The 23,976-nt window shown below is 61.6% G+C and carries 22 protein-coding genes; 16 read left to right on the top strand and 6 right to left on the bottom strand.

Annotated elements, in window-relative coordinates; genetic code table 11:
* Positions 1–156 precede the first annotated feature (156 nt).
* The 7 genes from ACY4LX_RS31760 to ACY4LX_RS31790 all read left to right on the top strand — a co-directional run bounded on the left by ACY4LX_RS31760 (position 157) and on the right by ACY4LX_RS31790 (position 8,413).
* Positions 157–1,512: a M16 family metallopeptidase gene (locus ACY4LX_RS31760; RefSeq protein ID WP_463258751.1), complete on the top strand. Its 1,356-nt coding sequence runs from the start codon at positions 157–159 to the stop codon at positions 1,510–1,512.
* Complete coding sequence (locus tag ACY4LX_RS31765; RefSeq protein WP_149660317.1) at positions 1,505–2,995, top strand: M16 family metallopeptidase; 1,491 nt, start codon at positions 1,505–1,507, stop codon at positions 2,993–2,995. The genes ACY4LX_RS31760 and ACY4LX_RS31765 overlap by 8 nt, the downstream gene beginning before the upstream one ends.
* On the top strand, positions 2,995–3,603 hold the full coding sequence (gene rsmD / locus ACY4LX_RS31770; RefSeq protein WP_149660316.1) for a 16S rRNA (guanine(966)-N(2))-methyltransferase RsmD: 609 nt from the start codon (positions 2,995–2,997) through the stop codon (positions 3,601–3,603). The genes ACY4LX_RS31765 and rsmD overlap by 1 nt, the downstream gene beginning before the upstream one ends.
* Before the next feature lie 114 nt (positions 3,604–3,717).
* Entirely contained in the window at positions 3,718–5,061 is a 1,344-nt protein-coding gene (locus ACY4LX_RS31775; RefSeq protein ID WP_463258752.1) for a M16 family metallopeptidase, read from the top strand.
* Complete coding sequence (locus tag ACY4LX_RS31780; RefSeq protein WP_463258753.1) at positions 5,054–6,505, top strand: M16 family metallopeptidase; 1,452 nt, start codon at positions 5,054–5,056, stop codon at positions 6,503–6,505. The genes ACY4LX_RS31775 and ACY4LX_RS31780 overlap by 8 nt, the downstream gene beginning before the upstream one ends.
* Before the next feature lie 66 nt (positions 6,506–6,571).
* On the top strand, positions 6,572–7,570 hold the full coding sequence (locus ACY4LX_RS31785; protein WP_463258754.1) for a hydrolase: 999 nt from the start codon (positions 6,572–6,574) through the stop codon (positions 7,568–7,570).
* Positions 7,571–7,573: 3 nt separating this feature from the next.
* The gene (locus ACY4LX_RS31790) at positions 7,574–8,413 is read left to right on the top strand and encodes an AraC family transcriptional regulator (protein WP_149660312.1); all 840 of its coding nucleotides are present in this window, start codon (positions 7,574–7,576) and stop codon (positions 8,411–8,413) included.
* Positions 8,414–8,435: 22 nt separating this feature from the next.
* Here the strand turns inward: ACY4LX_RS31790 and ACY4LX_RS31795 are convergent, their stop codons facing one another.
* Both ACY4LX_RS31795 and ACY4LX_RS31800 read right to left on the bottom strand, forming a co-directional pair.
* A complete protein-coding gene (locus tag ACY4LX_RS31795; RefSeq protein WP_463258755.1) occupies positions 8,436–9,290 on the bottom strand; it encodes a sulfurtransferase in 855 nt (284 codons plus the stop codon).
* 33 nt (positions 9,291–9,323) lie between these two features.
* On the bottom strand, positions 9,324–9,995 hold the full coding sequence (locus ACY4LX_RS31800; RefSeq protein WP_133835569.1) for a TetR/AcrR family transcriptional regulator: 672 nt from the start codon (positions 9,993–9,995) through the stop codon (positions 9,324–9,326).
* Positions 9,996–10,142: 147 nt separating this feature from the next.
* Here ACY4LX_RS31800 and ACY4LX_RS31805 point away from each other — a divergent pair, with 147 nt between their 5' ends.
* The 5 genes from ACY4LX_RS31805 (at position 10,143) to ACY4LX_RS31825 (ending at position 14,823) form a co-directional block, all read left to right on the top strand.
* Entirely contained in the window at positions 10,143–11,573 is a 1,431-nt protein-coding gene (locus tag ACY4LX_RS31805) for a coniferyl aldehyde dehydrogenase (RefSeq protein ID WP_463258756.1), read from the top strand.
* 28 nt (positions 11,574–11,601) lie between these two features.
* Entirely contained in the window at positions 11,602–12,147 is a 546-nt protein-coding gene (locus tag ACY4LX_RS31810; RefSeq protein WP_463258757.1) for a twin-arginine translocation pathway signal protein, read from the top strand.
* Positions 12,148–12,278: 131 nt separating this feature from the next.
* The gene (locus ACY4LX_RS31815; protein ID WP_463258758.1) at positions 12,279–13,874 is read left to right on the top strand and encodes a GMC family oxidoreductase; all 1,596 of its coding nucleotides are present in this window, start codon (positions 12,279–12,281) and stop codon (positions 13,872–13,874) included.
* A 115-nt stretch (positions 13,875–13,989) separates the two neighbouring features.
* Positions 13,990–14,469 (top strand): pantetheine-phosphate adenylyltransferase, encoded by a 480-nt coding sequence (coaD, locus tag ACY4LX_RS31820; protein ID WP_007945531.1) that lies wholly within the window; start codon positions 13,990–13,992, stop codon positions 14,467–14,469.
* A gap of 102 nt (positions 14,470–14,571) precedes the next feature.
* Positions 14,572–14,823 (top strand): YfhL family 4Fe-4S dicluster ferredoxin, encoded by a 252-nt coding sequence (locus ACY4LX_RS31825; RefSeq protein WP_048722619.1) that lies wholly within the window; start codon positions 14,572–14,574, stop codon positions 14,821–14,823.
* Between the two features lie 119 nt (positions 14,824–14,942).
* On the opposite strand, the gene ACY4LX_RS31830 is transcribed toward ACY4LX_RS31825, so the two are convergent.
* Genes ACY4LX_RS31830 through ACY4LX_RS31840 form a run of 3 tightly spaced genes read right to left on the bottom strand, consistent with a single transcriptional unit; the run spans position 14,943 to position 16,993 of the window.
* Positions 14,943–15,266, bottom strand: coding sequence for a multidrug transporter (locus ACY4LX_RS31830; protein WP_463258759.1), 324 nt, complete (start codon positions 15,264–15,266; stop codon positions 14,943–14,945).
* Between the two features lie 54 nt (positions 15,267–15,320).
* Positions 15,321–16,133: a bifunctional DNA-formamidopyrimidine glycosylase/DNA-(apurinic or apyrimidinic site) lyase gene (mutM, locus tag ACY4LX_RS31835; RefSeq protein ID WP_133835564.1), complete on the bottom strand. Its 813-nt coding sequence runs from the start codon at positions 16,131–16,133 to the stop codon at positions 15,321–15,323.
* A gap of 44 nt (positions 16,134–16,177) precedes the next feature.
* Complete coding sequence (locus ACY4LX_RS31840; protein ID WP_178129187.1) at positions 16,178–16,993, bottom strand: HDOD domain-containing protein; 816 nt, start codon at positions 16,991–16,993, stop codon at positions 16,178–16,180.
* 343 nt (positions 16,994–17,336) lie between these two features.
* Between ACY4LX_RS31840 and ACY4LX_RS31845 the strand changes: the two genes are divergently transcribed.
* From ACY4LX_RS31845 to ACY4LX_RS31860, 4 genes are all read left to right on the top strand, one after another.
* Entirely contained in the window at positions 17,337–18,533 is a 1,197-nt protein-coding gene (locus tag ACY4LX_RS31845; protein ID WP_149660305.1) for a class I SAM-dependent rRNA methyltransferase, read from the top strand.
* A gap of 427 nt (positions 18,534–18,960) precedes the next feature.
* Positions 18,961–20,037, top strand: a complete 1,077-nt coding sequence (locus ACY4LX_RS31850; protein ID WP_463258760.1) for a SagB family peptide dehydrogenase — start codon at positions 18,961–18,963, stop codon at positions 20,035–20,037.
* The gene (locus tag ACY4LX_RS31855) at positions 20,034–20,999 is read left to right on the top strand and encodes a diiron oxygenase (RefSeq protein ID WP_463258761.1); all 966 of its coding nucleotides are present in this window, start codon (positions 20,034–20,036) and stop codon (positions 20,997–20,999) included. The genes ACY4LX_RS31850 and ACY4LX_RS31855 overlap by 4 nt, the downstream gene beginning before the upstream one ends.
* The gene (locus ACY4LX_RS31860) at positions 20,992–22,188 is read left to right on the top strand and encodes a multidrug effflux MFS transporter (protein WP_463258762.1); all 1,197 of its coding nucleotides are present in this window, start codon (positions 20,992–20,994) and stop codon (positions 22,186–22,188) included. The genes ACY4LX_RS31855 and ACY4LX_RS31860 overlap by 8 nt, the downstream gene beginning before the upstream one ends.
* Before the next feature lie 12 nt (positions 22,189–22,200).
* Here the strand turns inward: ACY4LX_RS31860 and ACY4LX_RS31865 are convergent, their stop codons facing one another.
* Positions 22,201–23,892 (bottom strand): DUF4153 domain-containing protein, encoded by a 1,692-nt coding sequence (locus tag ACY4LX_RS31865; RefSeq protein WP_463258763.1) that lies wholly within the window; start codon positions 23,890–23,892, stop codon positions 22,201–22,203.
* Between the last annotated feature and the right edge of the window lie 84 nt (positions 23,893–23,976).

The raw sequence follows: 23,976 nt of genomic DNA on the forward strand, positions 1-23,976 counted from the left end.
GCGGACAAACTCAAAGCTTCTGCCGAGAACCCAGACAACCTGCGCGCCGATAAAAGGCTCACAGGCGTGGCCGCCAGTAAAACGGATCAGTATCCTAGCACCCTCTCGCCCGCTGACGCTAAGAACAAGCGGGCAGCCCCAAAGGTTTAAAAACGTATGAATGCTCTAGCCCGCCGCGCTGCAGGCCTGCTGTTCAGCGCAGTTTGTCTGCCCCTCTCGGCCCTGGCTGCCGATCCGCAACCCACCCATGAATTCACCCTCGACAACGGCTTGAAGGTCGTCGTGCGCGAAGACCATCGGGCGCCGGTGGTGGTTTCCCAAGTCTGGTACAAGGTCGGCTCCAGCTACGAGACCCCGGGTCAGACCGGTTTGTCCCACGCCCTGGAACACATGATGTTCAAGGGCAGCGAGAAAGTCGGCCCCGGCGAAGCGTCGCTGATCCTGCGCGACCTCGGCGCCGAAGAAAACGCCTTCACCAGCGACGACTTCACCGCCTATTACCAAGTGTTGGCCCGGGATCGCCTGGGCGTGGCCTTCGAACTCGAAGCCGACCGCATGGCCAACCTGAAACTCCCGGCCGACGAATTCAGCCGCGAAATCGAGGTTATTAAGGAAGAACGTCGCCTGCGCACCGACGACAAGCCGATGTCCAAGGCCTACGAACGCTTCAAGGCCATGGCTTACCCGGCCAGCGGCTATCACACGCCGACTATCGGCTGGATGGCTGACCTTGAGCGCATGAAAGTCGAAGAACTGCGCAATTGGTACAAATCCTGGTACGTGCCGAACAACGCCACCCTCGTCGTGGTCGGCGACGTCACCCCGGATGAAGTCAAAACCCTGGCCCAGCGTTACTTCGGCCCGATTGCCAAGCGTGACGTGCCACCGGCGAAAATCCCGCTGGAACTGGCCGAGCCCGGCGAACGGCAGATCACCCTGCACGTGCAGACCCAACTGCCGAGCCTGATGCTGGCCTTCAACGTGCCGAGCATCGCCACCGCCGAAGACAAACGTTCGGTGAATGCCTTGCGCCTGATCTCGGCCCTGCTCGACGGCGGCTACAGCGGACGCATCCCGACGCAACTGGAGCGCGGCGAAGAGCTGGTGTCCGGCGGTTCGTCGAGCTACGACGCCTACACCCGTGGCGACAGCCTGTTCACCCTGTCGGCCAGCCCGAACTCGCAAAAGAAGAAAACCATCGCCCAGGCGGAAGCCGGCCTGTGGAAGCTGCTCGAACAGTTGAAAACCACCGCGCCATCGGCTGAAGAGCTGGAGCGCGTGCGGGCCCAGGTCATTGCCGGTCTGGTCTACGAGCGGGATTCGATCACCAGCCAGGCCACCGCCATCGGCCAACTGGAAACCGTCGGCTTGTCGTGGAAACTGATGGACACCGAACTCGCCGACCTGGAAAGCGTCACCCCCGACGACATCCAGAAAGCCGCCAAGCTGTATTTCACCCGCGAACGTCTCAGCGTCGCCCATGTACTTCCACTGGAGACGACTCATGAGTGAGCGTAAAAAACCGCGCCTGGCGCTGATTGGCCTGATCCTCGTTGCACTGATCGGCTCGGCTACCGTCTACCTGTTGCGGCCCGACGAGTCCACGGCCAGCGAAGCCCTCGACAAGGCCAAGTCCAGCCAGAAGCTGCAATCTCTGGCCGAACTCGACGGCAAGGCCCCGAGCCACCGCAACATGGACGTGCAGACCTGGACCACCGCCGAAGGCGCCAAGGTGATGTTTGTCGAAGCCCGGGAGCTGCCGATGTTCGACATGCGCCTGATCTTCGCCGCCGGCAGCAGCCAGGACGGCAATGCGCCGGGCCTCGCGCTGCTGACCAATGCCATGCTCAACGAAGGCGTGGCCGGTAAAGATGTCGGCGCCATCGCCCAGGGTTTCGAAGGCCTGGGGGCAGACTTTGGCAACGGCGCCTACAAAGACATGGCCGTTGCTTCGCTGCGCAGTTTGAGCGCCGCCGACAAACGCGAGCCAGCCTTGAAGCTGTTTTCCGAAGTCATCGGCAAACCGACCTTCCCCGCCGACTCGTTCGCGCGGATCAAGAACCAGCTGCTCGCCGGTTTCGAATACCAAAAGCAGAACCCCGGCAAACTGGCCGGCCTTGAGCTGATGAAACGCTTGTACGGCGATCATCCTTACGCCAATTCCAGCGATGGCACGGCGAAATCCGTTCCGGCGATCACCCTGGCGCAGTTGCGGGCCTTCCACGAGAAAGCCTACGCCGCTGGCAACGTGGTGATTGCGCTGGTGGGCGACCTGTCCCGTGCCGAGGCCGAAGCGATTGCCGCGCAAGTCTCCAGCGCGCTGCCAAAAGGCCCGGCCCTGGCGAAGATCCCGCAACCGGTTGAACCCAAGGCCAGCATCGGCCACATCGAGTTCCCGTCCAAGCAGACCAACCTGATGCTCGCGCAACTGGGCATCGACCGCGATGACCCGGACTACGCGGCGCTGTCCATGGGCAACCAGATCCTCGGCGGCGGTGGCTTCGGCACCCGCTTGATGAGCGAAGTGCGCGAGAAGCGTGGCCTGGCTTACGGCGTCTACTCGGGCTTCACCCCGATGCAGGCCCGTGGCCCGTTCATGATCAACCTGCAGACCCGCGCCGAAATGAGCGAAGGCACGCTGAAACTGGTGCAGGACGTACTCGCCGACTACCTTAAAACCGGCCCGACCGAAAAAGAACTCGACGACGCCAAGCGCGAACTGGCCGGCAGCTTCCCGCTGTCCACCGCCAGCAACGCCGATATCGTCGGCCAGCTCGGCGCCATGGGTTTCTACAACCTGCCGCTGACCTACCTTGAGGACTTCATGCAGCAGTCCCAGAGCCTGACGGTCGAGCAGGTGAAAAACGCACTGAACAAACACCTGAGCACGGACAAAATGGTCATCGTCAGCGCTGGCCCGACCGTGCCGCAAAAGCCGTTACCGGCCCCATCTGATAAACCCGCCGAGCAGCCGCTCGGGGTTCCGGAGCATTAATGGCCACTCGTCCAAAAAAACCTGTTCACAACGTGCACAACGGCGTGAACCAACTGCGCATCATCGGCGGCGAATGGGGCAGCCGGAAGCTGAGTTTCCCTGACGCCCCGGGCCTGCGTCCGACCCCGGACCGGGTGCGTGAAACCTTGTTCAACTGGCTGGCACCGTATATCGCCGGGGCCAAGGTGCTGGACCCGTTCGCGGGTAGCGGCGCGCTGTTTCTCGAAGCCCTGTCCCGCGGCGCCGCCATGGGCCAGGCGCTGGACGCGAGCAACATCGCGGTGTCCAGCATCAAGGAACACCTGGGCACCCTGCGCTGCACCACCGGCCAGGTCCAGACCGCCGACGCTTTGCGCTACCTGGAAATCCAGCCAGCGACCGCCTACGACGTGGTGTTCCTCGACCCGCCGTTCAACCAGAACCTGTTGCCAGGCGTGTGCGCCTTGCTCGAAGAGCGGCAGTGGCTGGCCGATGACGCCTGGGTCTACACCGAAAGCGAGAACGCGCCGTCGGTGCTGGGTTTGCCGGGTAACTGGCGCCTGCACCGGGAGCAGAAGTCCGGGCGCGTTTACTACGCGCTGTGGCAGCGCAGCCCGCTGGCGAACTGAGCCGCCATCCCTGAAACACCCCGGCCCGTGCGGTAGATAATTACCGCCAGGCGCCGCGTCCGATTCGCCACAGTGGTTTACGCATGTTTCGTAAACCACTGAGGATGAACACGGATGAACGTCGCTCGCAGCAGGATGCTGCTCTTTTCCTGGCTATTGCCCTTCTCGGCATTGGCCGAACCCGCACAACCCACCCACGAATTCACGCTCGGCAACGGCCTCAAGGTCCTGGTGCGCGAAGACCACCGCGCGCCGGTGGTAACCGCACAACTCTGGTTTCGCGTCGGCTCCAGCGATGAACCGCCGGGCAAGTCCGGCCTGTCCCACGCCCTGGAACACATGCTGTTCAAGGGCAGCAGCAAGACCTGCACCGGCGAGGCCACGGCCATCCTGGACAACCTGGGCGCGAACCATAACGCCTTTACCGACCAGGACGTGACCACTTATCACCAGACCTTGCAGCCCCACCAACTGGGCGTCGCGTTCGAACTGATGGCCGACATGATGTCCACGGCGACCCTGCGCGCCGAGGATTTCATCCCCGAACGGGCGGTCATCCAGCAAGAGCGCCGGCTGCGCACCGATGACAATCCGGACGAGATCGCCCATGAGCGCCTCACCCGTATCGCCTACCCCGCCAGCAGTTCTGGCGCACCAATCATCGGCTGGATGCACGACATCCAACGCCTGACCGCCGACGACCTGCGCCATTGGTATCAAACCCGCTACGCCCCCGGCAACGCGACGCTGGTGCTGGTCGGCGATGTCTCGCTGGAGACGATCAAACCCTTGGCCGAGCGCTACTTCGGTGTCGTCCCGGCCAAGCCTTTTATCGCCCCGACAACCTCCCTGGAACTGGCCGAGCCCGGCGAGCGAACCATCACCCTGCACCAAGCCATTGCTGCGCCTCGGCTGATCATGTCTTTCAACGTCCCGAGCCTGGTCACGGCTGAAAACCGCCGTTCGGTACATGCCTTGCGGCTGCTCAACATCTTGCTCGGCGATTCCCCCAGCGCACGCCTGCCCAAACGCCTGCAACTCAGCGACCGGCTGTTTTCCAGCGCGACCTCCCATTACAACGCCCTGTATCGCGGCGACAGCCTTTTGACCCTCACTGCCCAACTCAACCCCCATCGCACTGAAAGCCTCGATCAGGCACAGGCACGCATCTGGGCGCTGCTGGAGGAATTGAAGACCACCCCGCCCGCCCCCGCCGAACTGGAACGCGCCCGCACCCAACTGATCGCCCGGCAGGTTTACGACCGCGACGCCATCGAAAGCCAGGCGTCCCTCCTGGGTACATTTGAGAGCGTCGGTCTTCCCTGGCAACTGACGGAACAGGACACCCACGAACTGAATCAGGTCACCCCCGCCGACATCCAGCACGCCGCCATCACCTACCTGACCCGCCAACGCCTGAGTTCGGCCCATGTCCACGTGGAGAAACCCCATGAATAAGCTCACTTGCGTGACCCTATGGCTGCTGATCAGTGGCCTGCAAGGTTGCCTGGCCCTGGCCGACAGCGAGCCCCCGCGCCTGCAATCCCTGGCCGAGCTGGACGAAACGGTCAGCGCCAAACGCGCCCTGGAAATCCGCGGCTGGAAGTCACCGGTTGGCGGCAAGGTGCTGTTTGTCCACACCCCGGAACTGCCGATGTTCGACCTGCATGTGAGCTTCCCCGCCGGCAGCGCGCGGGACGGCGAACATCCGGGGCTGGCGGCCGCGACGTTCAGCCTGCTGAACGAGGGTGTGTCGGGCAAGGACCTGGCCGCGATTACCGAAACCTTTGACGGGCTCGGCGCCCGATTTGCCATGAACATCGATCAGGATCAGGTCTCGTTGTCCTTGCGCAGCCTGACCGCCAAGGACAAAAGCGCCCCCGCGCTGGCGCTGTTCACCCAGATCCTTGGCCAACCCTTGTTGGCCGAAGAAGCGCTGATCCACGTCAAGAAACAACTCGTCGAGCTGATCCAGGCCGGGCCGCAGAACCCCGAATCGCAGACCGCCCAAGCCATGAATGATTTGCTGATGGCGGGTCACCCCTATGCCAGGCCAGTCCTGGGCACCGAACCCGGCGTGGCCGCACTCTCTCGGGAGCAGATACGGGCGTTTCATCGGCAGGCCTACACCGGCTCCAACGCGCGGATCACCCTGGTGGGCGACCTGACGCTGGAGCAAGCCCAGGCCATCAGCCTGCATGTGTTCAACAGGCTACCGGCCGGTGCCGAATTAGCCCCCGTGCCGCCAGTTCCCCGCCGACAAGGCGACGCACCGTCACGGCATATCGAGCGAGCGGCGAGCCAGACACAGATCATGCTCGGCCAACCAAGCGTGCCGCGCCTGCATCCTGATTACGTGGCATTGACAGTGGGTCATACGATTTTCGGCGGCCAGAAACTGACCTCTCGCTTGATGGCCGAGCTACGGGAAAAACGCGGGGTGACCTACGGCGTACACCTGAAGACCACGCCCTGGCAGGGCGGCGGCAGCGCCATCGTCAGCCTGCAGACCAGCCCGCAGTTCAGTGAGGGCGTAGTGAACAAGGTGCAGTCGATGTATCGCGAGTTTTTGCAAACCGGTCCGACCCAACAGGAACTCGATGACACCCTGCGCCAGCTGCGCAGCCACTCCGCGCTGAACAGTTCGAGCAACGCACAGATCCTGAAGCGACTGGTCGCGATCAACCACTACAACTTGCCCCTGGACCTGGACTTCACCATTGAGCAGGCCCAAGGGTTGACGACCGAGCACATCAAAACGGCGTTGAACCGGCATTTTGACCCGGACCAATGGTCGGTGGTGACCGTCGGCCCGACGGTGGAACAGCAGCCATTGCCCTTGCCGATCAGCGGGGCCACCCAGAGCACGTGTCGCGCCGAGCCGGGGATTGTGGCAAGTTAGATTCTTTGGACATCGGTGGCAGGCTCCAGCCCTGCCGCCGATTGTTTTACCTTGCAGAGAACCACCGTGCTCCAGCCCAGCGAACGCTTCACCCCGGCCTTCGGCCTCGGCAACCCGCACTTGCAAACCTTGTGGGGGCCGCTATGGCGCAAAACCACCCATATCCAACGTGACCGTGAACGCCTGTGGCTCGACGATGGCGACTTCCTCGACCTCGACTGGCACGGCCCGCACACCGTCGATGCGCCGTTGGTGCTGGTGCTGCACGGGCTGACCGGCTCGTCGAACTCGCCTTATGTCGCCGGCCTGCAAAAAGTCCTCGGGGATCAAGGTTGGGCCAGCGTCGCGCTGAACTGGCGCGGCTGCTCGGGGGAGCCGAATCTGTTGCCCCGCAGCTATCACTCTGGCGCCAGCGAAGACCTGGCCGAAGCCATCAAACACCTGAAAGCCAAACGCCCGCTCGCGCCGTTGTACGCGGTCGGCTATTCCCTGGGCGGCAACGTGTTGCTCAAGCACTTGGGCGAAACCGGCAGCGACAGCGGTGTGCTCGGCGCGGTGGCGGTGTCGGTGCCGTTTCGTCTCGACCAGTGTGCGGACCGGATCGGCAAAGGTTTTTCCAAGGTCTACCAGGCGCATTTCATGCGCGAGATGGTCGCCTACATCAAGAACAAGCAACGGCAGTTCCAGCATGACGGGCGCGAGGATGGCCTCGCGGCATTGGCGGCACTGGGTTCGCTGGAGAACATGCGCACCTTCTGGGATTTCGATGGCCGGGTGACGGCGCCGCTGAATGGTTTTGTCGACGCCGAGGATTACTATCGCCGCGCGTCGAGTCGTTATTTCCTCGGGGAAATTCGTACGCCGACCTTGATCATCCAGGCCGCCGACGATCCCTTCGTCTTTCCCCACAGCCTGCCCGATGCCAGCGAGTTGTCCGCCAGCACCCAGTTCGAATTGCAGGCCAAGGGCGGGCATGTCGGTTTCGTTGACGGCTCGTTCCGGCAGCCGAGTTATTACCTGGAACGCCGCATCCCCCGCTGGCTGGCCAGCCCAGGTCGCGAGTAAGTCATGGACGTCGATCAGGGCGAGTCGATCCACTTCTGGCAAACAGCGCCGCTGGCCGGGGTCGAGCTGTTGTCGGCGCGCTACATCGAACACCGCTTCGCGCCCCATGTGCACGACGGCTATGTGATCGGCATGATCATGGCCGGCGCCCAGCGTTACCGTTATCGCGGCGCCGAACACCTGGCGGGCAGCGGCACGCTGGTGTTGATCAACCCCGATGAACTGCACACCGGCCATAAAGGCACGGAGGACGGCTGGTTGTACCGGGCGTTTTACCCCGACAGCGGGCAGATCCTGTCGCTGCTGGCCGAACTGGAATTGCCCACCAATGAGTTGCCGGCGTTCGGCGCCACGCTGTATCGCGACCCGGATCTGGTGAAGGGCTTCTGTCAGTTGCATCGTCTGCTGGAGAGCCCGTCCACGGCGCTGCAACAGCAAACGGTGTGGCGGGAAATGATGCTGTCGCTGCTGCAACGCCACGCCGCCGTGCCGATTGCCGGCAAACCCGGCAAGGAACACCGGGCGGTGACCCTGGCCAAGGACTTGTTGCACTCGCAACTGGCGGCGCCGCCGTCGCTGGAAGAACTGGCCAGCGCGGTGAACCTGTCGCCCTTCCACTTCGCCCGGGTGTTCCGCCGCGCCACCGGCATGCCGCCGCACACCTGGCTGATGCAGCAACGTATTGCGCGGGCGCGGGCGTTGTTACAGGGTGGTTGCCTGCCGCTGGAAGTTGCGACCCAACTGGGGTTTGCCGACCAGAGTCACTTGAGCCGGCAGTTCAAGCAGGTTTACGGGGTTGGGCCGGGGGCGTATCGCAGTGCGCGAACACCCCTCAGGAATTAAGACAGGTCCAAGGGCTACGGGGTTATTCGCCGGTAGCGATGCCCCGCGCCGGCTCATTGATCCACTCGCTCCAAGACCCGGCATACAACGCCGCCAACGGATAACCCGCCAGGCACAACGCAAACAGGTTGTGGCACGCCGTCACGCCGGAGCCGCAATACGCCACCAACTCCGTTGGCGAGCGATCACCGAGTTTCGCGGCAAAGCGTTGCTTGAGCTGGTCCGCTGGCAGGAAACGCCCGTCACTGCCCAGGTTCTCGGTGAACGCCGCGCATTGCGCACCGGGGATGTGCCCGGCGATCGGGTCGATCGGTTCCACTTCGCCCTTGAAGCGTGGCAAAGCCCGGGCGTCGAGCAGGGTCAGCGCAGGTTGGCCTAGACGTTGCTGGAGTTGTTCGGCGCTGAGCAGCAACGAAGCATCCGGCTTGCCGCTGAAGGTGCCACGGATAACGGAAGGCGCATCGAGACTCAACGGCAGCCCCGCCGCGTGCCAGGCCTTGAGCCCGCCATCGAGGATAAACACGCCGTCACGCTTGCCCAGCCAGGCCAGCAACCACCAGGCCCGCGCCGCGAAGGCACCGGGACCGTCATCGTATAAAACCACTTCGCTGTCGGCGTTGATGCCCCAGGCTTGCAGGCGTTCGATCAAGGCTTCAGGTTCCGGCAGCGGATGACGCCCGGTGACGCCCTTCACCACTGGCCCGCTCAGATCACGCTCAAGATCGGCAAAGCGCGCCCCGGCGATATGCCCCTCCGAGTAGCTGCGCTGACCGTAATCCGGGTCTTCGAGGGCAAAACGACAATCCAGAACCACCAGCCCCGGCGGCTCCTTTTTCAGGTCCAACGCTTGCGGGCTGATCAGTTGCGCAATGGGCATAACGGGCTCCTGTGCTTAAGTCGGTGTCTGATCCTACTGCACTTCTTCCAGGGCTTGGGCCAACGGCACGTAAAACTCTTCGAACAGGGCATTCACCTCGCCGCGCGCCTGCTCGGTGACAAACCCCGCTTCCAGCACCAGCACCTGGTACACGCCGCGCTTGATCGCCTGTTCGCTCAGGTGATTGGAGTTTTCCCGCGTGGTGCACAGGAAACGCACCCAGGACGTGAGAATGATCCAGGCATTGATGGTCAGGGATTCGATCTGCACGCGATCCATGTTGAGGATGCCGGCCTCGACGAAGCCGACGTAGATGGCGGTGCCCTGAATCACGCAGCGCTGTGAAAAGCGTCGGTAACGGGCAGCCAGGTCCGGGTCGCTTTCCAGCAAGTGCTCGAGGTCGCGGTGCAGGAAGCGGTAGCGCCACATCGCCGACAGCAGCTCCTTGAGGTAGTAGCGCTTGTCTTCGACCGTGGCGGCGCGGCCCTGGGGTGGGCGCAGGAAGCTGTCCACCAGGGTTTCGTACTCACTGAACAACACGGCGATGATCGCCTGCTTGTTGGGGAAGTGGTAGTACAGGTTGCCCGGGGAAATTTCCATGTGGGCTGCAATGTGGTTGGTGCTGATGCTGCGCTCACCCTGCTGATTGAACAGTTCCAGGCTGTTCTGCACGATGCGCTCGCTGGTTTTGATCCTGGGGGCCATGGCTTGAGCTTTAATTCAGAGTGCGGTGACGGAGCATCTTACGGCCTATCCGGTGGTGGATAAAACCATGCTGCATCAGGAAGTCATTTGACTTTCTAGAGCATAGACTCTAAAAAGTTCCTCATTACAATAAATCCGGAGCCGACGATGACTGCCGACATTGCCTACCTGCAGAACCTACAGCAGCCTTTGGATGAGCTCCAGACTTTGTTCAATGCGCAGCGCGCCGCTTACGCCGCCAACCCGATGCCAACCGCCGGTCAGCGCCAGCAATGGCTCAAGGCATTGCGCGATCTGCTGAGTAATGAACGCCAAGCCCTGATCGATGCGATCAGCCAGGATTTCAGCCACCGCAGCGCCGATGAAACCCTGCTCGCCGAGCTGATGCCCAGCCTGCACGGCATCCATTACGCCAGCCAGCACCTCAAAGGCTGGATGAAACCGTCGCGGCGCAAGGTCGGCATCGCCTTTCAACCCGCTTCAGCCAAAGTCGTTTACCAGCCATTGGGCGTGGTCGGCGTGATCGTGCCCTGGAACTACCCGCTGTACCTGGCCATCGGCCCGCTGGTGGGAGCGTTGGCGGCGGGTAATCGGGTGATGCTCAAACTCAGCGAGTCCACGCCCGCCACGGGCTTGCTGCTCAAGGCATTGCTCGCACGGATCTTTCCGACAGATCTGGTCTGCGTGGTACTGGGCGAGGCGGATATCGGCGTCGCGTTCTCCCGCCTGCGTTTCGATCATTTGCTGTTTACCGGCGCCACCAGCATCGGCAAACACGTGATGCGCGCGGCAGCGGAGAACCTGACCCCGGTGACCCTCGAGCTGGGCGGCAAGTCCCCGGCCATCGTCTCCCGGGACGTGCCGCTCAAGGACGCCGCCGAGCGCATCGCCTTCGGCAAGACCCTCAACGCCGGGCAAACCTGCGTGGCCCCGGACTACGTGCTGGTGCCGGAAGACCGCGTCGGCTCCTTCGTCGAAGCTTATCGCCAGGCGGTTCGCGGGTTTTATCCGACCCTGGCTGACAACCCGGACTACACCGCGATCATCAATGACCGACAACTGGCGCGGCTTAACGGCTACCTCAGCGACGCGACCAGCAAGGGTGCGCTGCTGATTCCGCTGTTTGACCAGGGCCAGGGCCGGCGGATGGGCCATAGCCTGCTGCTCAATGTCAGCGACGACATGACGGTGATGCAGGATGAAATCTTCGGCCCGGTGCTGCCGATCGTGCCGTACAGCGATCTGGACCAGGCGTTTGCCTACATCAATCAACGGCCTCGTCCGCTGGCGCTGTACTACTTCGGCTACGACAAGCGCGAGCAAAACCGCGTGCTCCACGAGACCCATTCCGGCGGCGTTTGCCTCAACGACACGCTGCTGCACGTAGCCCAGGACGACATGCCGTTCGGCGGCATCGGTGCCTCGGGCATGGGCCATTACCACGGCCACGAAGGTTTCCTGACCTTCAGCAAGGCCAAGGGTGTGCTGATCAAACAGCGGTTCAACGCGGCGAAGCTGATTTACCCGCCGTACGGCAAAGCCATCCAGAAACTGATTCAGAAGCTGTTTATCCGCTAACAATCATCGCCGCCGGGTAATAACAATAATGAACCCAAGCCTGTCCGCTACACCCGCGCTGTCACGGCGCGGCCTGCTGAAATTCAGTCTGGGCGCCAGCGTCTTCCTCGCCACGGCGGGATTGGGCGCCAGCCTCAGCGGTTGCTCCTCCAGTATTTCCGCTGACGGTTTCGCGATTCTGCGCAGCGGCGACCTGCTGTTTCTGCGCGCGCTGATCCCGGTGATGCTCGACGGCGCCGTGGTCAGCGCAAACATGCCGGCCGCCGTCGATGGCACCCTGAAAACCCTGGATAACGGCCTCAATCACCTGTCGCCGGAAATGCTCAAACTGACCCGGCAATTATTCGATGTGCTCGGCATGGCCGTGACCCGTGGGCCGCTGACCGGGATCTGGGGCAGTTGGGAAAATGCTTCCGCCGATGAGATCCGGCACTTCCTGGATCGCTGGGAAAACAGTTCGCTGAGCTTGCTGCGCATGGGGCATAGCTCGTTGCTGCAACTGGTGATGATGGCGTGGTACAGCCGGGCGGAGTCCTGGGCGCATTGCGGTTATCCCGGGCCGCCTACCGTTTAAGACCGTGTCTCGCCCTTCGCGGGCAAGCCTCGCTCCTACGAAGGCACGCGTTCCCCTTGTAGGAGCGAGGCTTGCCCGCGAAGGCGTCTGTCGCCCCACCACCAAATCCAAAATAAGAAGAGACCCCAAACATGCCCGTACCCGATCCGTTCCGCGAAGGCCTGGCCCGCGGCTGGAAAACCTACAACGGCGCGCAACTGACCCAGGACCTGACCCTGGAAGCCGACGTGGCCATCATCGGCAGCGGTGCCGGCGGCGGCACCACGGCGGAAATCCTTAGCGCCGCCGGCTACAAGGTGTTGCTGATCGAAGAAGGCCCGCTCAAGACCAGCAGCGACTTCAAGATGCTTGAAGACCAGGCCTACGCCAGCCTCTACCAGGAAGGCATCGGGCGCATGAGCAAGGACGGCGCGATCACCATTCTCCAGGGCCGGGCGGTGGGCGGCACCACGTTGATCAACTGGACCTCAAGCTTCCGCACCCCGGACCCGACCCTCGAACACTGGGCCAAAGAACACAACGTCAAAGGTCACAGCCCGGCCGAGATGGCGCCGTGGTTCGAGAAAATGGAACAACGCCTCGGCGTCGCCCCGTGGCTGGTTCCGCCCAATGCCAACAACGACGTGATCCGCAAAGGCTGCGAGCAACTCGGCTACAGCTGGCACGTGATCCCGCGCAACGTGCGCGGCTGCTGGAACCTCGGCTATTGCGGCATGGGCTGCCCGACCAACGCCAAGCAATCGATGATGGTGACGACCATTCCGGCGACCCTGGAAAAGGGCGGCGAGCTGCTGTACCTGGCCCGCGCCGAAAAGTTGTCGATCAAGGATGGCAAGGTCACTGGCCTGAATTGCGTGGCGATGGATGAGCGTTGCGTGGCGCCGACCGGTCGCCGCATCACGGTCAAGGCGCGGCATTACATACTAGCCGGTGGCGGGATCAACAGCCCGGCATTGCTGCTGCGTTCCGATGCGCCAGACCCGCATAAACGCCTGGGCACCCGCACCTTCCTGCATCTGGTGAACATGTCCGCCGGGCTGTTCGACGAGGTGATCAACCCGTTCTACGGTGCACCGCAGTCGATCTACTCCGACCATTTCCAATGGCAGGACGGCACCACCGGCAAAATGTCTTACAAACTCGAAGTGCCGCCGCTGCAACCGGCGTTGGCGGCGACCTTGCTCGGCGGCTTTGGTAAAGAAAACTCCCAGCACATGGAAAACCTGCCCCACACCCACGCCATGCTGGCCTTGCTGCGGGACGGTTTCCACCCGGACAGCCCCGGCGGCAGTGTCGAGTTGCGCGGCGACGGCACGCCAGTGCTCGATTATCAGGTTTCGCCCTACGCCTGGGACGGTTTACGCCGGGCGTTCCACAGCATGGCCGAGATCCAGTTCGCTGGCGGCGCCAAAGCGGTCATGCCGATGCACGCCGATGCGCGTTACGTCAAAACCCTCGCCGAGGCTCGCAGCCTGATCGACGGTTTGAGCCTTGAGCTGTATCGCACACGCCTGGGCAGCGCCCATGTGATGGGCGGTTGCGCGATGGGCGAAGACCCGAAGAATGCCGTGACCGACAGCCTTGGCCGGCATCACCAACTGAGTAATCTGTCGATCCACGACGGCTCGCTGTTCCCCACCAGCATTGGCGCAAACCCGCAATTGTCGGTGTATGGATTGACGGCGCAACTGGCGACAGCCTTAGCCGAACGCCTGAAAAACCCATGAAAAACCACACTATTCCTATCGTCTATAGTGCTTTCTTACCTAACAGGCGACTTTCCCGACCGGGAAGGCTGCGATACCATCCGAGTCCCCAACGGACTCCCGCCAGGACGACGCGATGAACCGAGTGTTGTACCCAGGTACCTTCGACCCTATTACCAAGGGCCATGGCGATCTGGTCGAACGCGCCGCGCGCCTGTTCGATCACGTGATCATCGCCGTCGCTGCCAGCCCGAAGAAAAACCCGTTGTTTCCCCTGGAACAGCGTGTGGAGCTGGCCCGCGAGGTCACTAAACATCTGCCCAACGTGGAAGTCGTCGGCTTCTCGACACTGCTGGCGCACTTTGCCAAAGAGAAGAACGCCAATGTGTTCCTGCGTGGCTTGCGCGCAGTGTCAGACTTCGAATACGAATTCCAGCTGGCCAACATGAACCGCCAATTGGCGCCGGATGTGGAAAGCCTGTTTCTTACGCCTTCCGAACGTTATTCGTTCATTTCCTCGACGCTGGTGCGTGAAATCGCGGCCCTGGGCGGCGATATCACCAAGTTTGTCCACCCGGCGGTGGCGGACGCCCTCACCGAGCGCTTCAAGAAGTAACGACCGCTCAAGCGGCGCCCGCGTGCACTGCGGGCGCCAATGCGGCACAATTGCGCGCATTGGTTTATTGCGCCCGGGCCTGCCGCCCCGGCTGGAGTTAGCATGTCCCTGATCATCACCGACGATTGCATCAACTGCGACGTCTGCGAACCCGAGTGCCCGAACGCCGCCATTTCCCAGGGCGAAGAGATCTACGTGATCGACCCGAACCTGTGCACACAATGTGTCGGCCACTACGACGAGCCTCAGTGCCAACAGGTCTGCCCGGTGGATTGCATTCCGCTGGACGAGGCACATCCGGAGACTGAAGAGCAGTTGATGGCGAAGTATCGGGTCATTACTGGCAAGGCTTGATTCCTTTGGCGTCTATGAGGGCGCCTTCGCGGGCAAGCCTCGCTCCTACAGGTCTTGCGCCAATCATGAATTAGCGCGATCCCTGTAGGAGCGAGGCTTGCCCGCGAAGCTTTTAAAGCTCACTCCCGCTGCTCAAACCCTTCCCCGACACACCCCAGGCACCGCACAAACGCGGCTTTCGCCGGATCGACCACCAACGCCTGCCCCGCATCGCCCACCCCGCCACCCAGCGCGGTAAACGGCAACGACACCACAAACACCCCCGCACCAATCACCGTCGCCGCGACCAGCAAGGGTCGGGCAATCAGCAAGTCGCCGATCATGGCGTAGGCCGGTGGGTTCTGGATGGTGTAGCGCGGGTCGCCACTGCCGTTGTCAGCCGCCAGCCCCGGCAGGCCGGTGCTCAGCAGCAAGGCAACGACAAAGGTTCGAAACGAATTCATGGCACGGTCCTTCGGCTAGGCAGTCAGAACACTGACTATAGACCGTCGCGCGTATCAGCTCTGGCAGCGTGGGCAAAAGACGCTGGCGCGCTGGCCCAGCATCACACTGCGCAACTCCGTGCCGCAGACTTTGCACGGCTCACTGCCACGGCCATAGACGAACAGTTCCTGCTGGAAATAACCCGGCTGGCCGTCACCGCCGATAAAGTCGCGCAACGTAGTGCCGCCCCGTTCGATGGCGTGGGCGAGGATGCGTTTGATCTCGATCGCCAGTTTCAGGTAACGCGCCCGGGAAATGCTCTTGGCTTCACGGCGCGGGTCGATGCCGGCGGCGAACAAGGCTTCGGTCGCATAGATATTGCCCACCCCCACCACCACCGCGTTGTCCATGATGAACGGCTTGACCGCCATCGAGCGGTTGCGCGATTGCTGGAACAGACGCTCGCCGTCGAACAGGTCGGTCAACGGCTCCGGCCCCAGGCGAATCAGCAATTCGTGATTGAGCGGATCGAGGCTCCAGAGCATCGCGCCAAACCGCCGTGGGTCGGTGTAGCGCAGGGCCAGGCCGGATTCCAGCTCGATGTCCACATGCTCATGCTTGGCCGCCGGCGAGCCGACTTCCACCAGCCGCAGGTTGCCCGACATGCCCAAGTGGCTGATCAGCGTCCCGACTTCGGCATTGATCAACAGGTACTTGGCGCGACGCTCCACCAGCACGATGCGCTGGCCGGACAGGCGCACGTCCAGGTCTTCGGGAATCGGCCAGCGCAGGCGCCGCTCACGCACGATGACCCGGCTGACGCGCTGGCCTTCCAGGTGCGGGGCGATGCCCCGGCGGGTGGTTTCAACTTCCGGCAGTTCAGGCATGGTGCTCTCGAATCAGACGCGATTGATCAGGCAATGGCTGATCTTCAGTGGTGGCTACCCAGGTCGCGGATCGTTTGTTTCAGGGTCTCGAAATCGTAATCCGACAGGCCGACATAATCGAGCACCAACGGCCCGACGCTGTTCCACTCATGATCTTCGGTCTGATTGCCCAACACCCGATAGGACGCGCAAATGTGCTCGGCCATTTTCAGGATCGACAGCAGGTTTTTCATCTGCGTGTTGCGCGAGGACTCATCGGTGAAGATCGCCAGGGCGTTGTGGTGATTGGCGATGGCAGAGGTGATGTGTTCCGGCAGACGCCAGGACTTGGCGGTGTAATAGCCGACCACCGCATGGTTGGTGTTGAACACGCGGTTTTCGGTGTCCACGACCCGGTTTTCAGCGCTGGCGTCGGCGTAGGCCAGTTCCAGGGTCTTCATGTAATCCGGGAAACGCTTGAGCATCAGCGGCACGCCGCAATCGTGGAACAGGCCCAGCGCATACGCCTCGTCGCCGGCCTGGGAGCCGATGCGCTTAGCCAGGGTCAGGCAGGTCATCGCCACATCCTGAGCCGTGTCCCAGAACCGGTTCAGGGTGACGATCGTGTCGTCGTTCATCTCGCCCTTGATCGACTGCGCATTGATCAGGTTGATGATCGAGCGGCTGCCCAGCAGGTTCACCGCACGCTGGATCGAGGCGATCTTGTTACTCAAGCCGTAATACGGCGAGTTGACGATTTTCAGCAGCGCCCCGGAGAGGCCCGGGTCCTGGGAAATCAGCTTCGCGATCACTTCCAGGTCTGGGTCGGGCATGTACTGCTCCATCTGCAGATCCACCATGATCTGCGGCTGGGCCGGCACGCTGATGCCTTGCAGGGACTGTTGAATCTGTTCGGAACTCAGCTCTTGGGACATAAGTACACACTCTGGGACAGGCGGCGATTCTAACCCTTATAAAGTTGGATCCGACACACTGGCCGGCAGATCGACGAAAATTTCATCGAGTGCCCAAGCTCAGGCGGCTTCCTGTGGCGAGGGGGCTTGCCCCCGTTGGACGGCGGAGCCGGCCCAAAAAGCAACGACTGCTTCGCAGCCGAACGGGGTGATGCGGCATTCCGACAAGCCCCCTCGCCACAGGTCTACTCGCAGACCTAACCTTAGGCGCAACACGCTATACTCCCGCTCTTTTTTCCGGAGCGACGTCATGTCCCTGCCTAGCCTGCGCCTCAAAGCCAACGCCGACCGACGCCTGCGAAACGGCCACTTGTGGGTCTACAGCAACGAAATCGACGTGGCCGCCACCCCGTTGCACGGCTTCAAGGCCGGTGACCAGGCGATCCTCGAAGCCGCCGGCGGCAAGCCGCTGGGCATCGTCGCCATGAGCCCGAACAACCTGATCTGCGCCCGCCTGCTGTCGCGCGACATCAAGTTGCCGCTGGACAAATCGCTGCTGGTGCATCGCCTGAACGTCGCCCTGTCCCTGCGCGATCGCCTGTTCGACAAGCCGTTCTATCGCCTGGTCTACGGTGATTCCGACCTGTTGCCAGGCCTGGTGGTCGACCGTTTCGGCGACATCCTGGTCGTGCAGATCGCTTCGGCGACCATGGAAGCCCATAAAGATGACGTGATCGCGGCGCTGACCCAAGTGCTCAAGCCAAGCGGGATTCTGTTCAAGAACGATTCCGCCGCTCGCGACGCCGAAGGCCTCAACCGCTACGTCGAAACCGTGTTCGGCCTGGTGCCGGAGTGGGTGGCGCTGGAAGAGAACGGCGTGAAATTCGAAGCGCCGGTCATCCAGGGCCAGAAAACCGGCTGGTTCTACGACCACCGCATGAACCGCGCACGCCTGGCGCCGTATGCCAAAGGCAAACGCGTGCTGGACCTGTACAGCTACATCGGCGGCTGGGGCGTGCAAGCGGCCGCGTTCGGCGCCAGTGAAGTGTTCTGCGTCGACTCGTCGGCCTTCGCCCTCGACGGCGTCGAGCGCAACGCCGCACTGAACGGCGTCGCCGAGAAAATGACCTGCGTCGAAGGCGATGTCTTCGAAGCCCTGAAAGAGCTGAAAGCCAGCGAAGAGCGTTTCGACGTGATCGTGGCCGACCCGCCGGCGTTCATCAAACGCAAGAAAGACATGAAGAACGGTGAAGGCGCTTACCGTCGCCTGAACGAGCAAGCCATGCGCCTGCTCAGCAAGGACGGCATCCTCATCAGTGCTTCGTGCTCCATGCACCTGCCGGAAGATGACCTGCAGAACATCCTGCTGACCAGCGCCCGTCACCTGGATCGCAACATCCAGATGCTGGAACGTGGCGGTCAGGGCCCGGATCATCCGGTACATCCGGCCATCGCCGAGACCCGCTACATCAAGAGCATCACCTGCCGCCTGCTGCCAAACAGCTGATTACGCGGGTTTGACGGGGAGTCAGCAGGCTCCCCGTTTGCGTTCTACCCCCACTGAATCCTTCTATTTCTTACACTTGCCGTCCTACAGACGTGCAGGAAGTTTCCCTGCATCTTTTATTCTAAAGAATAAGACTTACAAGCACCCTTCAACCTAAAGATCGCTCCCACAAAATTACTGGATATTTCCTACCGTTTTACCCCTTGATAAGAACTCATTACAAACTATGATTGAGTTGTCACCAAGCGGTGGCACTCACTATCACTTACAAGGAGTTAAAAACATGAAAGCAGTTACTCTGGAAACCAACAAAATCGCTAACCTGGCTTTTCTGGTTGCCCCTAAAGCCCGTTAAGTAGACAAGACGCTGGGGAGTGCCGGCTTACCCAGCGTTTTCCATGGCCCAGCCCAGAGTGAAGCGCCCGTCATGCAGATAAACCCTCATCTATTCATACTGCCTCGCACACCCGGGCAAATAGCCTGGGATTACAGAAACCACAAGCAATTCGAACTAAACCTGGATTACTCAATCCGGCTTGCACAACTTATCGACAATCCAGAAGTATTCGACAGCGCCAATATAATCGACACTCAATTCTTGAACACAGGAATACTGACAACTTCAATAGAAGTGCCTCAAGACTGGGGCTGGGATGAACTATCAAAGATCTTTCATATCGGCACCAAGAACATACCTTGCCAACACATACCGCAGAATATTAATGAATGGTCGAGACACTATCTGGACCATTGCACCGAAGTATTGACCTGCGGCGCACCCGACGCCGATCTCGCGCACCGTGCGGCCACCGGGATGATTGCCCTGCCCGCGCCTTCCGGGTTGCCGGCCGAGAGTCTCGGCGATGCCCTGGTCCGCCGCAAGACCTGTCGCTCGTTCACCGGTGAAGCGGTTTCTCTCGGCGATATCAGTAACCTGCTGTATTTGTCCCTCGGCTACCTTAAAGAGCGCGAAGACGACGTCGATGAAACGATCGCCGAAGGCCTGGCCGCCCGCCGCAGCAGCCCTTCGGGGGGAGGCTTGAATGCCTGTGAAGGGTTTCTTCTGGCGCAGAACGTCACAGGCCTGGAGCCCGGGCTCTACGCCTACCATCCGGCTGATCACGCGCTCAGCTTTATCAACCCGTTGCCCGGCTCGCCGCTGGGTCAGTTGCTGTGCGGGCAACACTTCATCAACAACTTGCCCGTGGGCCTGTTCATCAGTGCGCGCTTCGACAAACTGTGGTGGAAATACCAACACTCCCGGGCCTACCGAATGGCCTACGTCGAGGCCGGTCATATTTCCCAGACGTTCCAACTGGTGGCGACTGCACTGGGCCTGAATACCTGGCTGACGGGGGCACTGACGGACGATCAGGTGGAAACACTGCTGGGACTTGAAGACAGCGCGGAACAACCGTTGTTTTTTGTCGGTTGCGGCCAGAGCGATGGCCAGGCGATGTGCAAGGAGTTGAAAGCGTTGTTGAACGAGGGCCCGCAACAATGACCGGTGCCTCCTCTGTCCCGGAATTCTGGGCCCGGCGTTTCACCCTTGGCGAATGGGATACCCGAGCCTCGGTGCGCGCCAGCGAGCACACCTACCTCTTGCCGCCGGACCTGAAGCAGCAACTGGAAACCCGTCACTGGTTTCCGCCAGCCTTTCTACCCTACCTCAGTCACCCGAGCATCGAAGCCGCGGGCCAATCGGTCATCCATCGCTTATCGGCCAACCACCTGGTGTATTTCCTCGACTACACCACCCTGCTCGAACATCGCATCGTCAACCGCGCCGTAGAAACCATCGTCCACGGCGAACTGGATGTGAGCATCCCGCCGCGCATGAAAACCGCGGCCTTGCAGCTCTACACCGATGAAGGTTTTCACGCGTTGTTCTCCAACAGCCTCGCCGAGCAGGTTGCCGGTCATTACGGCATCACCCAGCGGCCAGCGATGCCACGGCGGATATACCGGCTCAATGCCCTGCTGGACCAGGCCCCGGACCGGCACAAGGCACTGGCCTGGTTTATGGTCGGCTTCGTGTCAGAGACGATCATCGCCCGGGAACTGCTCGAAGTTTGCCGTGATGCACTGGTCTCCAGCGTCCAGGAAATGCTCAGGGATCACCTGACGGACGAGGCGCGCCACAGTCGCTATTTTTCAGAAGTGTTCCACTACCTGTGGCTGACCCTGAACAGCAGTCAACGCACGTTCACCGCCAAACTGCTGGTGGACATCATTCTGTTGTTCTTTGAAGTCGATGAGCGATGGCTGAAGGCAAGCCTGCACAGCGTGGGTCTGAACAATGCCGTTATCGCAGACATTCTCGATGGGCTGACGGGCGAGCAAGCCACCGTGCTGCGGGCTCGCTCGGGGGCCGGCGCCACGCTCCAGGCCTTACACAGCGCAGGGTTCTTCGACCTGCGCGCCAACCAGCAACTTTTCGCACAGGCAGGGCTCGTGGATGGATGAAGGAAAACCTGCTGATAAACGACGTGCCGCCGTCATCCTGTTAATGACCATGGTGGTGCTCGGGGTCTTTCCGCTGGATGTTCTGTTGCCGTCGTTTCCGGCACTGGCCCAACACTTTCAGACCACCCCGACCGACATTGCGTTATCCATCAGCCTGTTCGCCGTCGGTATCTCCCTGTCTCAACTGCTGATCGGGCCGTTGTCGGACATCATTGGGCGCAAAGGCCTGCTGCTGTCCGGAATGGCCGTTGCGATCATCGGCGCGGCGGGTTGCATGCTTTCCACCGAGTATTCCTGGTTCCTGCTGTTCCGTGTGGTCCAGGCTGTCGGCTGCGGCTGCTTCGTGCTCACGCAAGCCCTGGTGCAAGACCTGTTCGAAGGCAAGGATCGGGATCGCTTACGGATACTGTTGGTGACCGCCAGCGGCATCTGCATTTCCATTTCGCCTCTGGCCGGGACCCTGCTGCAACAAGCCATGGACTGGCCCGGCAGCTTTGTGATCTTCATCGTCCTGGCCGGCGCGGTGTTTCTGAAAGCCTGCCTGTTTCTTGAAAACCAGCGTCCCGCCAACGTCATACGGCGCAGCATCGCCCAGTCATACCGCCTGGTCTATCGCGATGCCGGGTTCATGGGGTATTGGCTGATCTCCTCAATCGCCTTTGCCTGCCACTTTTCCTTCATCGTCATTTCGCCGCTGATTTTCATGGAGCAGTTGCACCTCACGCCCTACGAATTTTCGCTGATCCTGCTGCTCTATGGCCTGGCCTACATCATCGGCGGCATCGTCGCCCGGTTTCTCGGCGGCCGGATCGCACCCACTACGCAGATCGTCGTGGGCCTGGGCCTGATCCTCTTTTCGGGCCTGGTGATGCTGGTGCTTTCAGCGTGGCTGGGGTTGTCGACCTTCACCGTACTGGTCCCGATGATCATCTGCACCGCCGGCACCACCATCGCCCGGCCAGTCGCCACTTCGATGGCGATGGACGTTTTTCCGGAAATGGCCGGCACCTCGGCGTCAGCCGGCAGTTCCCTGATCTTCGTCTCGGGCGGCCTGATCAGCGCCCTGATCAGCCTGAGTCCCTTCGAATTGCAACTGACGCTGGCACTCGCCTTCATCGTCCTGAGCAGCATCGGGCTGGTGGTGTGCAGCCATCTCCGCCTGCGCAGCCCGGCCTTGAGTGAGGCCTGAAGCCAGTGGAAGTCATTGCTCCTCAGGTTCGGGGGCCAATGTGAGGTCGCCTATTTGCACGCTCTTGAAGCGCGGCTCGATGATCTTGACGTCACCGGCGCGCAGCCGATTCAGGTTCTGCGGCGAGAGATTGGCGCCCAGCAGCACGGTGACGTATTGCCACTCGCCGTCAGCGGCACGTTTGTAGAGCAACGCCCGGTGGTCCCACGGCTGCTGGTTGAATTGCACCACTTCAGCCTGGCCATCGCCATCAAGGTCGACGCCCCACATCACGCAACCAGCATCCTGGCACTGAAGCTGGCGACTGTTGAGGCTGATGAATTGCTCGCTGCCGTCCACTTTCGGGCCGATCCATTTCAGGTTCACCGGGCTCGGTGTATAGGGCCGGGGCTCAACCGTGGATTCACCGGGCGTGCGTTTGATCTGGGCGCGCAGCACCTCTCGCGAAGGCGCATCGAGCACCTCATCGCGTTCAACCCGTTCGGACAACGCCTCGAACTGCTGCCGACCGGCCGTACCCAAACCATTGCGCAGGTAATTGCTATCGAACGTCAGCACCGACGTGCGGCCATCCAGCAAGCGGTGCACCTGATCCCGTGCGCTGAAGGATTGGCCGTTGAACCAGGGTGTATTAATCAGCACCAATAGCAGGCATACCGCCAAGGCCAGGGCCGGGTTGCTGCGCCGCAGCCCGTTGAGCCACAAGGCATTGCGTTGCACCACGGCCAACATCGCCGCCAGGCTGTACGCCGCGAAGATCGCGACCAGCAACAGCCCCATAAAACGCCGGGGCGACAAGCCGTATTGCTCGACACGCAGCCAGCTGGAATACCCGGACAACGCCACCAGCACCGGCAAGCACAGCAAACCCGCCTCGACACAGCGCATCAGCCACGCCGGATAAGGCTTGGCCTGGCGCCCGTCCTGGAACACCCCGTTGAGCAAAAACAGGTACGTCCCCACCAGGCACAACAGAATCGGGGTCGAGTAGCCGGTGTCCCAGATCTTTTGCACGCCGGTAAAGGGCAATGTCACGGTAAACAGGACGGTGATCAGGGTGATCAACGGCAACAGGAAATGACAGGCCGCCAACAAGACGCCCCGCAACATGCCGATGACTCTTTCGTTGTGCAGGCCCAGGCGCATGGCCAGGGAGAAGACAACCGACAGGCTGAGGCAGATAAAGACCCGGGAGGAGAACTGCTCGGCAAAAAAATCGATGCCCAGCATGAGGAACAACTTGCTCCAGAGCAGCAGCAACAGGCTGAACACGCCCGTCAGCATCAGTGCAAAAAACACCACGAACACATGGCTCCAGGCGCTGTGGTACAGATCAGCATAGTCCCAGCGCCGGCCGGTGCCCGAGGGCCAACTGGCGAGAAACGCACACACCACATAGCTCAACGGCACACCGGTTAACAGCCAATTCTCCATCAACCAACGATTGCCGTTATCGAGGCCGGTCTGTTGGACCCAGGAACTGATTGCCATCATCAACAGGCAAAAGCCCAGCGTCAGGGCCAAAACCCGGCGGTCCTTGAGTTTTGGGCCGAGCAGTTGCAGGACCAGCCCCCCGACCACGACCAGCGTCAGGCTCGCCGCCAGCACGCCGCGTGAACCAAATGACTCGATCTGCCAGAAAACCACCCCCTGGCACAGACCGACGAGCAGGTAAAACCACAACGAGCGATTGAACAGCGGCATGCCAATTCCTTTTGGTGCGATTACGCGAAGGGCGGCAGTTTAGCCAAGCGTCCCGTGTGCTGATATCCCCACGGGAGGCTTGTT

The organism is Pseudomonas sp. Emmai (assembly GCF_055179735.1).

Coding starts and splice junctions, on each gene's coding strand:
- ACY4LX_RS31760 (WP_463258751.1), top strand. CDS start 157: ATGAATGCTCTAGCCCGCCGCGCTGCAGGCCTGCTGTTCAGCGCAGTT.
- ACY4LX_RS31765 (WP_149660317.1), top strand. CDS start 1,505: ATGAGTGAGCGTAAAAAACCGCGCCTGGCGCTGATTGGCCTGATCCTC.
- rsmD (WP_149660316.1), top strand. CDS start 2,995: ATGGCCACTCGTCCAAAAAAACCTGTTCACAACGTGCACAACGGCGTG.
- ACY4LX_RS31775 (WP_463258752.1), top strand. CDS start 3,718: ATGAACGTCGCTCGCAGCAGGATGCTGCTCTTTTCCTGGCTATTGCCC.
- ACY4LX_RS31780 (WP_463258753.1), top strand. CDS start 5,054: ATGAATAAGCTCACTTGCGTGACCCTATGGCTGCTGATCAGTGGCCTG.
- ACY4LX_RS31790 (WP_149660312.1), top strand. CDS start 7,574: ATGGACGTCGATCAGGGCGAGTCGATCCACTTCTGGCAAACAGCGCCG.
- ACY4LX_RS31795 (WP_463258755.1), bottom strand. CDS start 9,290: ATGCCCATTGCGCAACTGATCAGCCCGCAAGCGTTGGACCTGAAAAAG.
- ACY4LX_RS31800 (WP_133835569.1), bottom strand. CDS start 9,995: ATGGCCCCCAGGATCAAAACCAGCGAGCGCATCGTGCAGAACAGCCTG.
- ACY4LX_RS31805 (WP_463258756.1), top strand. CDS start 10,143: ATGACTGCCGACATTGCCTACCTGCAGAACCTACAGCAGCCTTTGGAT.
- ACY4LX_RS31810 (WP_463258757.1), top strand. CDS start 11,602: ATGAACCCAAGCCTGTCCGCTACACCCGCGCTGTCACGGCGCGGCCTG.
- ACY4LX_RS31815 (WP_463258758.1), top strand. CDS start 12,279: ATGCCCGTACCCGATCCGTTCCGCGAAGGCCTGGCCCGCGGCTGGAAA.
- coaD (WP_007945531.1), top strand. CDS start 13,990: ATGAACCGAGTGTTGTACCCAGGTACCTTCGACCCTATTACCAAGGGC.
- ACY4LX_RS31825 (WP_048722619.1), top strand. CDS start 14,572: ATGTCCCTGATCATCACCGACGATTGCATCAACTGCGACGTCTGCGAA.
- ACY4LX_RS31830 (WP_463258759.1), bottom strand. CDS start 15,266: ATGAATTCGTTTCGAACCTTTGTCGTTGCCTTGCTGCTGAGCACCGGC.
- mutM (WP_133835564.1), bottom strand. CDS start 16,133: ATGCCTGAACTGCCGGAAGTTGAAACCACCCGCCGGGGCATCGCCCCG.
- ACY4LX_RS31845 (WP_149660305.1), top strand. CDS start 17,337: ATGTCCCTGCCTAGCCTGCGCCTCAAAGCCAACGCCGACCGACGCCTG.
- ACY4LX_RS31850 (WP_463258760.1), top strand. CDS start 18,961: ATGCAGATAAACCCTCATCTATTCATACTGCCTCGCACACCCGGGCAA.
- ACY4LX_RS31855 (WP_463258761.1), top strand. CDS start 20,034: ATGACCGGTGCCTCCTCTGTCCCGGAATTCTGGGCCCGGCGTTTCACC.
- ACY4LX_RS31860 (WP_463258762.1), top strand. CDS start 20,992: ATGGATGAAGGAAAACCTGCTGATAAACGACGTGCCGCCGTCATCCTG.
- ACY4LX_RS31865 (WP_463258763.1), bottom strand. CDS start 23,892: ATGCCGCTGTTCAATCGCTCGTTGTGGTTTTACCTGCTCGTCGGTCTG.